Origin of the sequence: Chryseobacterium sp. Mn2064, from assembly GCF_049319685.1 — a bacterium.
In the GTDB taxonomy this organism is placed as follows: Bacteria; Bacteroidota; Bacteroidia; order Flavobacteriales; family Weeksellaceae; genus Chryseobacterium.
Window position 1 is genome coordinate 1,403,112 of the sequence record NZ_JBMOUE010000001.1, and the last position, 14,879, is coordinate 1,417,990.

Sequence of the window (14,879 nt, forward strand, 5' to 3'; positions counted from 1 at the left end):
CTTTCATGAATATTAAAAAATCCGAGCCCTTGAAAGAGTTCGGATTTTTATATGATTATATCACATCAAAAAATTTTTATTTAAAAAAAGTTTAGAATAACTTTGCAAAAAATTTCTGTTGAAAGACCTGCTTCTTATTACTCCGCCTTTTACCCAGCTCAATACTCCCTATCCTGCCACTGCCTATATTAAAGGATTTTTAAATACCAAAAATATTTCCGCTTACCAGATAGATTTGGGGATTGATGTTATTCTGGAATTATTTTCAAAAGACGGAATTCAAAAGGTTTTCAGTAAAGAAATTGATCTTCAGCAGGTTTCTGAAAATTCCCAAAGGATTTTTGCTTTAAGAGAAGAATATATAAAAACCATTGATCAGGTGATTCTTTTTTTACAGGACAAAACGCCGACATTGGCCAGGCAGATCTGCAGCATGAACTTCCTACCCGAAGCATCCCGTTTCAACCAATTGGATGATATGGAATTCGCCTTCGGAAATATGGGACTTCAGGATAAAGCCAAACACCTAGCAACTCTTTATCTGGAAGATATCTCAGATTATATTGTTGAAAATATTGATGCAGATTTCGGTTTCAGCAGATATGCCGAACGACTGGGAAAAAGTGCGAATTCTTTTGACGAATTATATACAAAGCTATCTGGTGAAAAGACTTTTATTGATAATTTTGCCTTAGCCATTCTTCAGGAAAAAATTGAAGCTGTACAACCTAAACTTATCTGTTTTTCGGTACCATTTCCAGGAAATCTCTACTCCGGATTCAAATGTGCTCAGTTGATCAAACAATATTATCCTCATATTAAAACGGCCATGGGAGGAGGTTTTCCCAACACCGAGCTAAGAGAAGTAAAGGATAAAAGAGTTTTTGAATTTTTTGATTTTATCACTTTGGATGATGGTGAACTTCCTCTTGAACTTCTTTGCCAAAGTTTAGAAACTTCTCAGGAAGAAGCCGAATTCAAAAGAACTTTTTTAATTGAAAATCAAGAAGTCGTCTATAAAAACAATTCCAAGAGACACGATTATAAACAGGCAGACGTAGGAACTCCGGATTATACAGATTTGAAGCTTGATCAGTATATTTCGGTAATCGAAATTGCCAATCCTATGCACAGTTTATGGAGCGACGGAAGATGGAATAAATTAACCATGGCCCACGGATGTTATTGGGGGAAATGTACTTTCTGTGATATTTCTTTGGATTATATTAAAATCTACGAACCTATTTCTGCAAAAATTCTGGTAGACCGAATTGAAGAACTTATCAAAACAACAGGTGAAACCGGATTCCATTTTGTGGATGAAGCCGCTCCTCCTGCATTGATGAGGGAAGTTGCACTGGAAATCCTTCGTAGAAATCTCGTGGTAACCTGGTGGACTAATATTCGTTTTGAAAAAAGCTTTACCCGCGATCTCTGTTATCTTTTAAAACTTTCAGGTTGCGTAGCCGTTTCCGGAGGCCTTGAAGTGGCCAGTGACAGATTATTAAAACTTATTGATAAAGGAGTTTCTGTAGAACAGGTTGCTAATGTTACCAGAAATTTTACGGAAGCCGGGATAATGGTTCATGCTTATCTCATGTATGGTTATCCTACCCAAACTGTTCAGGAAACAGTAGATTCTTTAGAAATGATTCGCCAGATGTTTGAAATGGGAATTCTTCAAAGTGGTTTCTGGCATCAGTTTGCAATGACTGCTCATTCTCCGGTAGGAATAAATCCGGAAAATTTTGGAGTCATTCCTATGAAGCAGGAAATACAATTTGCCAACAACGATATCGACTTTACAGATAAAACCGGAATTGATCATAATAAATTCAGTTTCGGATTGAAGAAGTCTTTATTCAATTATATGCATGGAGTACATTTTGAACTTCCTCTTCAGGAGTGGTTTGATTTTAAAATTCCAAGAACAACCATTCATCCCGATTACATTCACGACTGTCTTTTGGAAAATGAACAGTTTGTATTGAAAGGAAATTCAAAAGTGGTCTTTTTAACCAAAAACGTAATCGCTGAGAATCGCGTAAAAAATAAAAAGAAATATTCTGGTACGTACACTCTTCTTACATTCCACTTAAAAACCAATATTGTGAAGGTTGAACTGGAAGAAGACAAAGCAAAATGGTTGATAGAGATTTTAGAAGAAAACGCCATTGAAAATCAGAAAAAGCCTACCATTCAACAACTTAAAAATAATTTCGAACAAAATTTTGAAGATTTTGAACTGTTTTGGTTCTCAAAACCAATGCAACAATTGAAGGAAAATGGAGTGATTTTGAGTTTATAAAAATCGTTCATTTTTTTTCAGGGATTTTTGAAATAGCAAAATTTTTCGTGAATTTTTATTTTTCTGAGGGAATAAGACTTATTTCGATTGAAATAATAAGTTTTGGCTAAAGCCAATGGAAATTTAATCTATAATAAATGAATGGGCTAAAGCCCATTCCTATTGATAAAAAAGCGATCCACATTGAGTAGGCAACTATTAATTAGGAGTCTCCTTTGATACGGTTCCTACAGACACCTTTTCCTGAACTTTAATAAAATTAGGATCCATGATAGCCATCCGTTCAACAAGGGCTTTGTATGTTGGGAATTTTAATATAGATGCTCTTCCAGACATTTCTCTATAAATAGTAAAAGATTTTCCTCCGGCTGTTTTCAGCTGTTTTGTTGTTGTGATATATCTTCCGATGAGTTTGCTTTTAGCATCATAGATTTCAATGTCTATAGGACTTTTATCCATGATGGTATCTTCTGAGCCAAAACTTACAGGTAAGTTGGTAAAATAGCCTACGGGAACGCCATTACTTAAGATCTCTCCTACTTTATTGACCTCAATATTCATCTTATCAATTTTCTTTCGGATCGTGTAAGCTTCTTTGGTTTTGTTATCGAGCTTTCTTTTCGGAATGTTGGAGAAAATTTCATCAAGGTTTTTTACGTTAATTCCCTTATTATCAATAATTTTAAGATCTTTTACAGAAGTGAAGACCGCAGATTTTTCTTCCCCGGAGAAAGCAGAAGGTGACGAATAATCTACTTCAATGGTTTTATCTCTGTTGTATACTCTATTGATACTGATATAGCCGTCTCTCACAGAGTCTACAATACTTTTATCAATAAATTTAATGGTATAAAGCGGAGTTTCCTTCAAATCCATAAAAATGTATTCGTTGGATTTACTGGTCAGTTTGGCAACCGGAATGCCGTCCAAGTTAATGATTCCTCTTTTCGTTTTGATATTCTGAGCCTGAATCACAATTCCCAGAATGGTAAAGAATATAATGATACCTTTCTTCATAGCACCTGCCTTTTATATACAATAAAAAAAGTGTAACACAAAGTTACACTTTCTTGAAAATATATTTAGCTTTTCATTTAATTATTCACAAAGGATGATTCCTTTATTATGATTAAATTCTACAACACCGCTTTTGATAGAATAAGAAAAAACGGAGCCTTTACCTCCTTCCTGTAACGGAGTAAGGTTTTTAGCGTAAGCTTCATCAACAGATGATGTAAAAAGCTTTACATTACCTCCAACTAAAGAAGATACAATTCCTGCGTGGTTTTTCATGATGTGGAATTCACCATTTTTTCCAGGCAACAATACAGAATCTACTTCTCCTTCAAAAACTACGTATTCTGGTGTTAAAATTTTTATATTCATTTTAATTTAGATTTGAAGATTTCAGATTTCAGATTTCAGACAAACTTAAAGTCTCATGTCTGGTATCTGATATCTTTATGTCTAATTTATTAAGCGTTTTCAGCTAACATTTTTTGTCCAGCTTCGATAGCTTCTTCGATGGTTCCTTTCAAGTTGAAAGCTGCTTCTGGTAAGTGATCTAGTTCACCATCCATAATCATGTTGAATCCTTTGATAGTATCTTTGATGTCTACCAATGATCCTGGGATACCTGTAAACTGCTCTGCTACGTGGAAAGGCTGAGATAAGAATCTCTGAACTTTTCTTGCACGGTAAACAACAGATTTATCTTCTTCAGAAAGTTCTTCCATACCAAGGATTGCAATGATATCCTGAAGAGCTTTATATCTTTGAAGAATTTCTTTTACTCTTTGAGCACAGTTATAGTGATCGTGACCTAAGATTTCAGGATTTAGGATTCTTGAAGTAGAAGAAAGTGGATCTACCGCTGGATAGATACCTAATGAAGCAATCTTTCTGTCAAGTACCGTAGTTGCATCCAAGTGAGCAAACGTAGTTGCAGGAGCCGGGTCAGTTAAGTCATCCGCAGGTACGTATACCGCCTGTACTGAAGTAATTGAACCGTTTTTAGTTGAAGTAATTCTTTCCTGCATCGCACCCATTTCAGAAGCAAGAGTTGGTTGGTAACCTACCGCTGATGGCATACGGCCAAGAAGTGCAGATACCTCAGAACCAGCCTGTGTAAAACGGAAGATGTTGTCTACGAAGAAAAGTACGTCTCTACCTTGTCCGCTTTCTCCACCATCTCTATAGTACTCAGCCAATGTAAGACCAGAAAGTGCTACTCTAGCTCTTGCACCTGGCGGCTCGTTCATCTGTCCGAAAACGAATGCTGCTTTTGAATCTTTCATAGCTTCTACATCTACTTTAGAAAGATCCCAACCTCCATTTTCCATAGAGTGCATGAAATCATCACCATACTTGATAATACCTGATTCCAACATCTCTCTCAAAAGGTCATTTCCTTCTCTCGTTCTTTCACCTACTCCGGCGAATACAGAAAGACCTCCGTGTCCTTTTGCAATATTGTTAATCAACTCCTGGATCAATACTGTTTTACCTACACCGGCACCACCGAACAATCCAATTTTACCTCCTTTTGCGTAAGGCTCAACTAAGTCGATTACTTTAATACCTGTAAATAAAACTTCTGCTGAAGTTGATAATTGATCAAATTTTGGAGCTGGTCTGTGAATTGGAAGACCACCATCCTTAGAAATATCTTGAAGTCCGTCGATAGCATCACCAACAACGTTGAATAGTCTTCCGTTTACAGCCTCACCGATTGGCATCATAATAGGATTTCCATATCCAATTACATCTTGACCTCTCTTAAGACCATCAGTAGCGTCCATTGCGATACATCTTACTGTATCTTCGCCAATATGTTGTTCTACCTCTAAAACTACTTTTTCACCGTTTTCTTTTGTAATTTCTAACGCGTCATAGATTGCTGGAACTGCTTCCACATCTGTGAAGACAACGTCGATTACCGGACCAATAATTTGAGAAATTTTACCTTTAATTTGGTTTGCCATTGCTAAATTTTTTCTTGGTGCAAATATAGTGATTCTTCATAAACCCGCAATTGGTAAAAAAAAGATTTTTATCATGCTTTTTGTAAAGATGGTAGGCATTAGGATTTAGAAAGAAGGGAGCGGAATAGAATATCATTTTTATAACTTTTTACCGCTTTGGTATTATATTTTATTATGTATTGAAATGTTTCTTGATTTTTTTTCATTTTCAATTTTTCAAATTCCCTTATTTATCAATCGTCAGAATCAAAATAAAGGCTTTATATTTGCAATCAAAATTTTTCCGTTTTGAAAGTTTTCAAGAATTTCACAGATTATTCCTCGCAGAAACCTCTAGCATTGTCTTTAGGTATGTTTGACGGAGTACATCTAGGGCACAAAAGTATTATCGATGAGTTGATTAATGTAGGTACAGCAAATAATCTGGAAACCGCAATTCTCACTTTCTGGCCCCATCCAAGATTTGTTTTTAATCCTAATGAAGATTTAAAGCTTTTAAATACATTAGAAGAAAAAAAGCAGCTGGTGGAAAAATATGGCATTGATAACCTTTTCCTTAAAGAATTTGATGAAGAATTCAGAAATTTGACAGGGGAAGAGTTTGTGCGTCAGATTCTAGTTGATAAACTGAATGTTAAATACCTTATTATAGGGTATGATCATTCTTTCGGAAAAAATAAAAGCGGAAATTTCGAACTTCTTCAGAAATTGTCTAAAGAGCTTGATTTTGAAGTGGAACAGATGGAAGCAATCAATATCCATGAAAATAACATTAGTTCAACAAAGGTTCGTAATGCTCTTTTAACCGGAAATATTACAGAGGCTAACGAGATGCTGGGGTATCCCTACTCAGTATCCGGTACGGTAGTCCACGGAAAAAAGATCGGAAGAACCATTGGCTACCCTACCGCAAATATAGATACAGAATCTATCAAACTTTTGCCTAAAAAAGGAGCCTATATTGTAGAAGTAGCCGTGAAAGGCAAGCAATACAAAGGAATGCTGAGTATTGGTACCAATCCTACGGTAAATGGAGAAAAGTTAACTGTTGAAGTGTACATTCTGGATTTTGATGATGATATTTACGATGAAAAAATAACCGTCAGGTTCAGAGATTTCCTTCACGATGAAATTAAATTTGAAAGCCTAGAAAAGCTGATCGAAAAACTGGACCTGGATAAAAAACACACCCAGGAGTATGAATTCAAGAATCAACAACTTTGATTTTCTCAGATTTATTTTTGCCAGTTTTGTAATTATTTCCCATTCTTATGCTCTATCGGGAGCTGCTGAAGGAGATCTATTGTCCAAACTTACCAATGGACAAATGGGGTTTTCCTATATTGGAGTTCATGGATTTTTTATTATCTCAGGATATTTAATTCTTAAAAGTCTTTTACGCTGCAAAGGCTTGGCTGATTATTATTGGAAAAGACTTTTAAGGCTTTATCCTGCCTTAATCGTGGTCCTTCTTCTCACCGTTTTACTTGCTCCGGTTGTCTATGAAAGCAGTATTCCCTATTGGCGCAATACTTCTGTGTATACTTATATTCCACAAAATCTAACATTATTCTTCCGCCAAAAAGGAATTGATGGCGTCTTTGAAAGCAATCCCTATAAATCCAGCATAAACGGAAGCTTATGGACCATATGCTATGAGTTCAGTATGTATGTAATGGTTTCTTCTTTATTTTTTATACGGAAAAAATCTTTTGTAAAGATTGTTGTGGTTTTGCTGTTTGTTGCAAGCTATATTTTAAGTGTTTTCCAGCCCTATTTTATGAATGGATTATTTATGAAATTTGAACTAGGCAGCGGGAGTTTTTATAATTTGATGTGCTTTTTCACAGGAGGGATGGTTATGACTTACCTCAGTATCGAAAATAAAAAAACTAAAACCATTCTCATTCTGCTTGCTCTTATTATTCTTATGTTCAGTACATACTTCGGATTATTGCTGTATACATGTTATTTGACCTTACCTATATTAGTTATCCTTATTGGTCAAAGTTCTACTCCATATATTAACAGATTGGGAGAAGTTGTAGGTGATACTTCTTATGGAATTTATATTTACTCTTTCCCTATACAGCAAACGCTGATGTATTTTTATAAAATGGATCCTGTTACCTTAATGATCATTTCAATGTTACTTTCGTTCGCTGCCGGTTATTTATCATGGCATCTGGTTGAAAAGAAAGCTTTGGGATATAAAGATTTATTTTCGAAAAAGAAGCTGTCTCGAGAGTCCAAAACTGAAATATCTTTATAGAAACTGAGAAATAAACATAAAAAAGAGACTGAATACCTGATCCAGTCTCTTTTTTATTTAAAATATTTTACGTTCAATCCTTTATTGCATGATCGTTAAAGACTGAAATTATTTTCATTTGAAGGTCAGTTTATTACTATTTCAGAACCTTTAGATAGACTTTTTGAGTATCAGCATTCAGCTTTACATTCGGAAAAGCCTTGTCATAATCAACAAAAATATCACCTTTCTCACCTGCTTTACCATTTCCATCAGAATCCCAGCTTACCGTTACATAGTATTTTGCAGGCCCTACAGGTTTTGGATTAATCTTACTTTCTGCATCTTTAGGCACAGGAAGATCAATCATAAAAGGTATTGATTTCTGCTCATACTCTTTTTCGGTAATTAATGTTGCAGGAGCATCTGCTAATTTCTCATCCACTCCATATAAACTTACTTTTAGCTTTGGATTTTTGATGGTAAATTTATCCGTACCGGAAAACTCTATTTTGAGATTTTCGGAAGTAGCTTCAGATGTAGAGGCAGAAGAAACTGGATTTTCAGCAGTCGTTTTCTGTTCTTTCTTTGTGCAGCTGGATAGCATTAATGTGCCAGCGGCCAGAAATAATAATAAGTGGTTTCTCATTTGTTCTTTATTAGATTAATATTGAATATAATATTTCACTAGTAATTGATAACAAATTTCGTACCTAATAATTTTATAAAGAATCATTTACAGCATTCTGGGCCTTCTTTGTTAAAGATTTAAAAACCAACTCATACGACTGATCAATAAGTTTAAAGATCAAATCTCTTTTCAAACCGTCTACCATCACAGAGTTCCAGTGGGTCTTGTTCATATGAAAAGCTCCTGTAATTTGAGGATATTGCTCGCGAAGCTCCGCGCTCCACTCGGGATCTGTTTTTACATTAATAGAAAGGGGTTGCTTTTCAAGCGACATGAGTAAGAACATCTTAGTGTCTACTTTTAACACAAGTGTTTCATTATCAAAAGGAAAACTTTCTGTAACTGCTTTTTTAGCAAGGCAATAGTCTAGAATTTCGTTGGCATCCATGTTTTTAATCAGTTGGGAATTTAAATGTAAAGATCGTTCTGTAAGAAAAAACTTTCAATCTTTACTTCAAATTTAGTAAATTTAAGAAAGAAAACATCATTACATCAAACTACATTGTTATGAAAGCTTTAGTAATCGGTGCTACAGGCGCTACGGGAAAAGATTTGGTCAATCAGTTACTTCAGGATCAGGATTTTGAGGAAGTTAATATTTTTGTCAGAAAACCTGTCGATATCCAGAATGAAAGACTTAAAGTACATATCGTCAACTTTGAAAAACCTGAGGAATGGAAAGGTATGGTAAAAGGAGATGTTGCATTTTCCTGTCTTGGAACGACTTTAAAAGATGCCGGAAGCAAAGAAGCGCAAAAAAAGGTTGATTTTGATTATCAATATGAGTTTGCTAAAGCTGCAAAGGAAAATGATGTGGAAGATTATATTTTGGTTTCTGCGTATGGAGCAAATCCCCAGTCCAAAATTTTCTATTCCAAAATGAAAGGAGAACTGGAAGAAGCGGTAAAAAAGCTTCATTTCAATAAAATTACCATTTTTAAACCCGGAATGCTTGAAAGAAAAAATTCCGAAAGAACGGGCGAAGTATTGGGAAGCAGAATTATCAGGTTTGCCAATAAACTGGGGCTTTTGGAAAGTCAAAAACCTTTGCCAACAGATATTTTAGCAAAGGCTATGATCAAATCTTCCAAAATTAAAAGTAATGGTTACTCCAGTATAAAACTTGGAAATATATTTTGTTTTGCTGAAAAAACGAATGAGTAACAGCGAGAATTTATTTTGTGGTTTTACTGCCCATTTTCTGTCCTAATTTTTCATATTCGACGTCATTGGGTTCCCAAAGTTCTATTTTGTTTCCTTCAATATCCATGATATGGACAAATTTTCCATATTCGTAAGTCTCAATCTTATCAACAACCGTTACGTTTTCTTTTTTTAGCTGTTCCACTAGTTTTTCGATATTTTCTACCCGATAATTGATCATAAAATCTTTCTCAGAAGGTTGAAAATAGGTTGTTTTTTCGCTGAAAGGGCTCCATTGGCTGAATCCTTTTTTAGAATTATCCGCTCCCTGATACCACTCAAATACGGCTCCATACTGATTGGTATTCAATCCCAAATGATTTTCGTACCATGCTCTCATCTTTTTAGGGTCTTTACATTTAAAAAAGATTCCTCCAATCCCGGTTACTTTTTTCAGATTGTCCGATTTACTTTCTGTAGCGGCCTTAAAAGCGAATCCCAGCATAAAGGAAGCCGGAATACAAAGGATAAAAACTATTTTCTTCATAAGGTTTGTTTGTATTTTTTTGAAATAAAAAAGTGGATGTAAACACCCACCTGTAAAAATATACTTTTTTATCTTTATTTCAGATATTTTGTAATTGCATTAGACGTTGGCTTAGTAGTGCTTACATAGCTGTCAATCAGTTTGCCATTTTCATCCACTAAGAACTTGGTAAAGTTCCAAAGAATGGTTGTATTTTTCACCCCATTCAGTTCCTGCTCTGTTAAAAACTTAAAAATGGGAGCTGTATCATCTCCTTTCACAGACACTTTTGCGGCCATTGGGAAAGTTACTCCATAATTTTTCTGGCAAAACTTTCCAATTTCGGTATTGGTACCCGGTTCCTGTCCTCCAAAATTATTGGCTGGAAAACCTATCACCACCAATTTGTCTTTGTACTCTTCATATACTTTTTCAAGGTCTGCGTACTGAGGAGTAAATCCACATTCTGAGGCAGTATTTACAATAAGAATCTTTTTTCCTTTGAAATCTGCAAAATTGATCTCTTTGCCATCAAGGCCTTCAACGGTAAAGTCGTATATTGTTTTTCCCATAAGTTCTTTGGTTTTAGCTTTAGAAATTTCACTTTTTTGGTTGGTACAGCTTTGCAGGAAGGCGCCCAACGAAAGCAGCAGTAAAAAAATATTTTTCATTTCTTATCAATTTATGCAGCATATACCACTGCGATGGATTTAAAATTTGAAAATATTAGCAGGAAAAGCTTTGTTTCCATCAATCTTATTCAGTATCATAACATAATCTCCATCTTTCTTTGGGCTGGAAGATTCTATTCTGAATGGCATCACCAGGTTTCCTACTTTTCTATAATCGGAATAAATTACAGTTTCGTCTTTTTTAATTTCTTTCAGCAGCATATAAGTTTTAGTATCAAAATAATACATATTCTTATTCACATTTTTGGTAAGTTCCACTTTATGGCAGTAGATCTCTCCTACTTTTTCCTTACCGAGATATTTGGCATCAAATCCTTTGCTTTCCCAGTCAATGAAGTCGTTATCAAAACTTTCAGGAACGTATTCAGGATATTCCTGAAGTTTATTGGCTGCATAGTTCATCGCATACCCTTTTGTTCCGTCAAAACCTTCAATGGCTGTTTCTTTTCCATTGGTGGTAATCAACGTTTTGGTCAAATTAGGGCGCTGTTGATATATTTTGATGGGATATTCATCTTTAATTCCCAATATTACTTTCCCCTGAAGCAGGACTGAGTTCAAGAGCTTCCAATTGATTAACCCACCGGATAACTCAATATTTTTATCTATAATTTCTTTTGCAGTCTGTGCAAATGTTACCTGTGAAAATATCAGTCCAAATACTAAGAGTAGCTTCTTCATTAATTTTATTTATAAATTCAAATATAGGGGGAATTATGTACAATTGCAAAAAGGTGAATCTGGCTTTCCGGCTTTTTTAGATTAATTTTCTGGCTTTTTCAAGATCTTCCGGAGTATCAATACCTACTCCAATGAAGTTGGTTTCTACCATTTTGATCTTCATACCATATTCCAGATAGCGGATACACTCAATCTTTTCGGATATTTCCAAAGGCTTCATTTCCAATTTTGAAAACTGAAGCAGGGCTTCTTTCCTAAAAGCATACACGCCAATATGTTTAAAATACTTTACATCGTAAGAAATCTCTCTATGAAAAGGGATTACAGAACGGCTGAAGTATAGAGCAAAACCATTATTATCTGTAATTACTTTTACATTATTAGGATTTTCAATTTCTTCTTTTTCAAAGAGTTGAATTTTTAAAGAGGCTAATGAAATCTCCTGTTGGGTATCATTTTTAAAGACTTCAATAAGCTGTTGTAAAGGTTCCAGTTTAAGGAAAGGTTCATCTCCCTGAACATTAATCACAATGTCACAATCGATATTCTGTACGGCTTCGGCAATACGGTCGCTTCCTGTCTCATGCTGGCCCGTCATTACAGCTTTTCCTCCGTTGGATACAATTTCATCAAAGATAATCTCGGAGTCGGTAGCCACAAATACTTCATCAAACAGCCCGGTTTCAACCACGTTATGATATGTTGTCGTAATAACGGTTTTTTCTCCTAAAATCTGCATAAGTTTCCCCGGAAAACGGCTAGCTTCGTAACGAGCAGGAATGACAGCGATTATTTTCATTTTGTAAAAATATTAGTAAAAGTCTTTAAATCAATAACTTTGATTCCTACATAGAAAAATGCAGGAATCAAAATATATATTCAGACCAAATGTAGTGAAAACTATCTTATTTACTACACAAAACAGACATTTCGGCGGATTAAAAAGAAAGTTTTACTCCTACCATATTGTATTCCCATTGGCGGGATGCTACAAAGTTGAGATTGTATTTTGTTTTTCCGATCGTACCTTCTGATGAAGTATATCTGCTTTTGGAGATTGTTTTCCCTATAAAATACCCCATTAATAGGGCTAAAGGGTAATCTGAGGCCCAGTGAACTTTACTTTGCATCATTTGGAAACACAGAGCTCCGGCCAATGTATATCCTACCGGTTTTATCCATCGTGCATCTGGATAGTTATCTGCAATCACGGTAATTCCGGCCATAAATGTTGTTAAATGTCCTGAAGGCATTGCATCATAATTTGAAGTATTTTTTCCAAATTCTGAAAAACTTGGGAAAGGATTCCACGCTCCGCCTTTATTTCCGTTGATTTCTGCAATGAAAGGGCTTTCTCTTCCTGTAATTCTCTTGAGGGTTTGGGTAAAAACTCCGGAAAGAATTAAACTCTCCATTAGACCACTCGCGGTAGCCTGTGCTCTGTAATCATTTTTGATTAATCCATAGGTTCCGAACCCTATTCCCAGTAATACTAATGTAGAACCGTTTCCAATCAGATAAAGTGTAGAACCGATGTCTTTTGGTATTTTGAAAACGCCACCCAGTTTGTGATAGTTATTGTCCTTATCCATTCCCCATCTTTCTCCCAGTTCTCTTGAGTTGTCAATCAGCTTCTGGTCAACTGGCAAAAGGATTAAAGTAGCTGCAACAGCTCCTCCCAGATAGTAGGCATGGTCTTGAGCCACAAAATCTTTATTGGTATTGATAAAGTTTCTGGGCAGTTTGGTTACAAAATCAAGTAATTTGGGCTTAGGATAAGTTCTTACCGAACCATCTTTTAAAGTATAGGTTTGTACTTTGGGTAATTCAGGAGTTTGCGGCAGTTCCTGGACCTTCAATGTATCCACCTCTTGTGAGCACACCAGTATAGAGACTGGTAATAGCAGAAATCTCAATTTTTTCATCTTAGTTGTTTTCCCCTTGTTTATTATTTTTAGCTTATAAAATTCCCAAAGGTAATCCCTAGTTAACCTTACTACAAAATGATTATTGAATTTTTAATATTTATTTAATTTTTTTACAGAATAATCTCTTGTTGGTTTATACTTTTAACCAAAAAGACAATTCCGGAAAGGTAAAGAAAAACGCATAAAAAAGCTTCGGCTCTATTCAGTATGACATTGATAATCCTAATTTTAGTTTTAACGATATCGTACTGCACAGAGCCGAAGCCTATATTTCTAGTTGAAAATTACTTTAGATTGTTCAAAGCAGCTTCCAGCTTCGGAAGCATCACTTTAATTTCATCTGTTGCCAATCCTCCTACAGAAGCACGGAACCAAGGTTCTGACTGGTCTTCTCCAAAGGCTGAGAATGGTACTAAAGCAACACCCGCTTCATTGATCAGATAGAATACCAGATCAGAAGAATTTTCAAGAACTCCTCCATCAGGTTTTGTTTTTCCGATATAGTCTAATTTAATCGTAAGATAAAGAGCTCCCATTGGTTCAATACTGTCAACCGTTAAGCCTTTTGCTTTCAGATCCTGAATTCCTCCGTGAAGAACTTTTAAACTTTCTTCCAGTTTACCTTTGAAATCTTCTACGAAAACATTTACATTTTCAGGGTTTTCAAAGAATTTTGCTGTTGCTTCCTGTTCTGGTTTTGGAGCCCAGGCTCCAACGTGTGTAAGAAGCGCTTTCATTTTGTCAATGATATGAGCAGGACCAAATCCCCATCCTACACGTACTCCTGTTGCTGCAAGGCATTTTGAAATACCATCGATATAGATAGTGTAGTCTTTCATTTCAGGGAAAAGAGAAACCGGATCAACGTGTGGAGCACCAAAAGTAAGGTTAGAATAAATTTGGTCATACATTAGGTATAACGGCTTTTCATTCTCTCCTCTTTTTTTGTTTTCAGCAATCACAAGTTCGCAGATCTCTGAAAGCTGCTCTTTTGTAAACATTGTTCCTGTTGGGTTCAACGGAGAGCAAAGTGCTAATAATACAGCTCCATCCAAATGAGGTCTTAAATCATCTGCAGTGGGAAGGAAGTTGGTTTCAGGTTTTGTTTTTACTTCTACAGCGTTGGCTGAAGTAAGGTAAGCATAATGGTTGTTGTTCCAAGATGGTGTAGGATATACTACTTTATCACCTTCATCTACGATGGTTTTATATACAGCATAGATCAAAGGTCTTGAACCTGCTGTAATCAGAATATCGTTGGGAGCATAATCCAGGTTCCATCTGTTTTTAAGGTCTTTAGAAACTTCTTTTCTTAAAGATAAAAGTCCGTTGGCAGGAGGATAGTTTGTCAGGTTATTCTGATAGGCTTTCTGAATCTCTTCCTTCAGCAATGCTGGAATAGGATAGATATTAGAATTCAGGTCACCAATAGTAAGATTGGCAATTTCTGCTCCTTTTGCTTTTAGATCATTTACTTCGTTACCAATTTTTACAATTTCAGAACCGATCAGGTTCGCTGCTAATTTTGAAACTTTCACTTTTTTTCTTATTTAAAATTGACTAATATTATCTTCTTAAATTGATTTCCACATCTGTTTGATCCTCAACGAAATGAGCATCGTATCGACTATTAGTTATTTAGTTTTCTGCGGATAGACAAACTGCCTATTGAATT

15 protein-coding genes are annotated in these 14,879 nt (G+C 35.4%); 4 read left to right on the forward strand and 11 right to left on the reverse strand.

Features of this window, described 5'->3' with window-relative positions:
• Window positions 1–118 precede the first annotated feature (118 nt).
• The gene (locus tag ACL9RH_RS06155; protein WP_422692462.1) at window positions 119–2,308 is read left to right on the forward strand and encodes a B12-binding domain-containing radical SAM protein; all 2,190 of its coding nucleotides are present in this window, start codon (window positions 119–121) and stop codon (window positions 2,306–2,308) included.
• Window positions 2,309–2,506: 198 nt separating this feature from the next.
• Here ACL9RH_RS06155 and ACL9RH_RS06160 read toward each other — a convergent pair whose 3' ends face one another.
• The 3 genes from ACL9RH_RS06160 to atpD all read right to left on the reverse strand — a co-directional run bounded on the left by ACL9RH_RS06160 (window position 2,507) and on the right by atpD (window position 5,292).
• Window positions 2,507–3,325: a hypothetical protein gene (locus ACL9RH_RS06160; protein WP_422692463.1), complete on the reverse strand. Its 819-nt coding sequence runs from the start codon at window positions 3,323–3,325 to the stop codon at window positions 2,507–2,509.
• Window positions 3,326–3,406: 81 nt separating this feature from the next.
• Window positions 3,407–3,694 carry a FoF1 ATP synthase subunit delta/epsilon gene (locus ACL9RH_RS06165; protein WP_422692464.1) on the reverse strand — a complete coding sequence of 96 codons (288 nt, stop codon included), beginning with the start codon at window positions 3,692–3,694 and terminating at the stop codon, window positions 3,407–3,409.
• An 89-nt stretch (window positions 3,695–3,783) separates the two neighbouring features.
• On the reverse strand, window positions 3,784–5,292 hold the full coding sequence (gene atpD, locus ACL9RH_RS06170) for a F0F1 ATP synthase subunit beta (protein WP_422692465.1): 1,509 nt from the start codon (window positions 5,290–5,292) through the stop codon (window positions 3,784–3,786).
• A 288-nt stretch (window positions 5,293–5,580) separates the two neighbouring features.
• Here atpD and ACL9RH_RS06175 point away from each other — a divergent pair, with 288 nt between their 5' ends.
• Together ACL9RH_RS06175 and ACL9RH_RS06180 are read left to right on the forward strand one after the other, a co-directional pair.
• Complete coding sequence (locus ACL9RH_RS06175) at window positions 5,581–6,516, forward strand: bifunctional riboflavin kinase/FAD synthetase (protein ID WP_422692466.1); 936 nt, start codon at window positions 5,581–5,583, stop codon at window positions 6,514–6,516.
• Window positions 6,491–7,564 carry an acyltransferase family protein gene (locus ACL9RH_RS06180; protein ID WP_422692467.1) on the forward strand — a complete coding sequence of 358 codons (1,074 nt, stop codon included), beginning with the start codon at window positions 6,491–6,493 and terminating at the stop codon, window positions 7,562–7,564. The genes ACL9RH_RS06175 and ACL9RH_RS06180 overlap by 26 nt, the downstream gene beginning before the upstream one ends.
• Before the next feature lie 136 nt (window positions 7,565–7,700).
• Here the strand turns inward: ACL9RH_RS06180 and ACL9RH_RS06185 are convergent, their stop codons facing one another.
• The gene (locus tag ACL9RH_RS06185) at window positions 7,701–8,192 is read right to left on the reverse strand and encodes a hypothetical protein (protein WP_422692468.1); all 492 of its coding nucleotides are present in this window, start codon (window positions 8,190–8,192) and stop codon (window positions 7,701–7,703) included.
• Window positions 8,193–8,265: 73 nt separating this feature from the next.
• Window positions 8,266–8,622 carry an MmcQ/YjbR family DNA-binding protein gene (locus tag ACL9RH_RS06190; protein WP_422692469.1) on the reverse strand — a complete coding sequence of 119 codons (357 nt, stop codon included), beginning with the start codon at window positions 8,620–8,622 and terminating at the stop codon, window positions 8,266–8,268.
• 119 nt (window positions 8,623–8,741) lie between these two features.
• Between ACL9RH_RS06190 and ACL9RH_RS06195 the strand changes: the two genes are divergently transcribed.
• A complete protein-coding gene (locus tag ACL9RH_RS06195) occupies window positions 8,742–9,398 on the forward strand; it encodes an NAD(P)H-binding protein (protein ID WP_422692470.1) in 657 nt (218 codons plus the stop codon).
• A gap of 10 nt (window positions 9,399–9,408) precedes the next feature.
• Here the strand turns inward: ACL9RH_RS06195 and ACL9RH_RS06200 are convergent, their stop codons facing one another.
• The 6 genes from ACL9RH_RS06200 to ACL9RH_RS06225 form a co-directional block, all read right to left on the reverse strand.
• A complete protein-coding gene (locus tag ACL9RH_RS06200; RefSeq protein ID WP_422692471.1) occupies window positions 9,409–9,924 on the reverse strand; it encodes a VOC family protein in 516 nt (171 codons plus the stop codon).
• 74 nt (window positions 9,925–9,998) lie between these two features.
• A complete protein-coding gene (locus ACL9RH_RS06205; protein ID WP_422692472.1) occupies window positions 9,999–10,574 on the reverse strand; it encodes a glutathione peroxidase in 576 nt (191 codons plus the stop codon).
• A gap of 39 nt (window positions 10,575–10,613) precedes the next feature.
• Entirely contained in the window at window positions 10,614–11,276 is a 663-nt protein-coding gene (locus ACL9RH_RS06210) for a histidine kinase (protein WP_422692473.1), read from the reverse strand.
• Window positions 11,277–11,352: 76 nt separating this feature from the next.
• On the reverse strand, window positions 11,353–12,075 hold the full coding sequence (gene kdsB / locus ACL9RH_RS06215; RefSeq protein WP_422692474.1) for a 3-deoxy-manno-octulosonate cytidylyltransferase: 723 nt from the start codon (window positions 12,073–12,075) through the stop codon (window positions 11,353–11,355).
• Between the two features lie 139 nt (window positions 12,076–12,214).
• On the reverse strand, window positions 12,215–13,201 hold the full coding sequence (locus tag ACL9RH_RS06220; RefSeq protein ID WP_422692475.1) for a phosphatase PAP2 family protein: 987 nt from the start codon (window positions 13,199–13,201) through the stop codon (window positions 12,215–12,217).
• Between the two features lie 287 nt (window positions 13,202–13,488).
• Entirely contained in the window at window positions 13,489–14,742 is a 1,254-nt protein-coding gene (locus ACL9RH_RS06225; RefSeq protein WP_422692476.1) for a pyridoxal phosphate-dependent aminotransferase, read from the reverse strand.
• Between the last annotated feature and the right edge of the window lie 137 nt (window positions 14,743–14,879).

Coding starts and splice junctions, on each gene's coding strand:
- ACL9RH_RS06160 (WP_422692463.1), bottom strand. CDS start 3,325: ATGAAGAAAGGTATCATTATATTCTTTACCATTCTGGGAATTGTGATT.
- ACL9RH_RS06165 (WP_422692464.1), bottom strand. CDS start 3,694: ATGAATATAAAAATTTTAACACCAGAATACGTAGTTTTTGAAGGAGAA.
- atpD (WP_422692465.1), bottom strand. CDS start 5,292: ATGGCAAACCAAATTAAAGGTAAAATTTCTCAAATTATTGGTCCGGTA.
- ACL9RH_RS06180 (WP_422692467.1), top strand. CDS start 6,491: ATGAATTCAAGAATCAACAACTTTGATTTTCTCAGATTTATTTTTGCC.
- ACL9RH_RS06185 (WP_422692468.1), bottom strand. CDS start 8,192: ATGAGAAACCACTTATTATTATTTCTGGCCGCTGGCACATTAATGCTA.
- ACL9RH_RS06190 (WP_422692469.1), bottom strand. CDS start 8,622: ATGGATGCCAACGAAATTCTAGACTATTGCCTTGCTAAAAAAGCAGTT.
- ACL9RH_RS06195 (WP_422692470.1), top strand. CDS start 8,742: ATGAAAGCTTTAGTAATCGGTGCTACAGGCGCTACGGGAAAAGATTTG.
- ACL9RH_RS06200 (WP_422692471.1), bottom strand. CDS start 9,924: ATGAAGAAAATAGTTTTTATCCTTTGTATTCCGGCTTCCTTTATGCTG.
- ACL9RH_RS06205 (WP_422692472.1), bottom strand. CDS start 10,574: ATGAAAAATATTTTTTTACTGCTGCTTTCGTTGGGCGCCTTCCTGCAA.
- ACL9RH_RS06210 (WP_422692473.1), bottom strand. CDS start 11,276: ATGAAGAAGCTACTCTTAGTATTTGGACTGATATTTTCACAGGTAACA.
- kdsB (WP_422692474.1), bottom strand. CDS start 12,075: ATGAAAATAATCGCTGTCATTCCTGCTCGTTACGAAGCTAGCCGTTTT.
- ACL9RH_RS06220 (WP_422692475.1), bottom strand. CDS start 13,201: ATGAAAAAATTGAGATTTCTGCTATTACCAGTCTCTATACTGGTGTGC.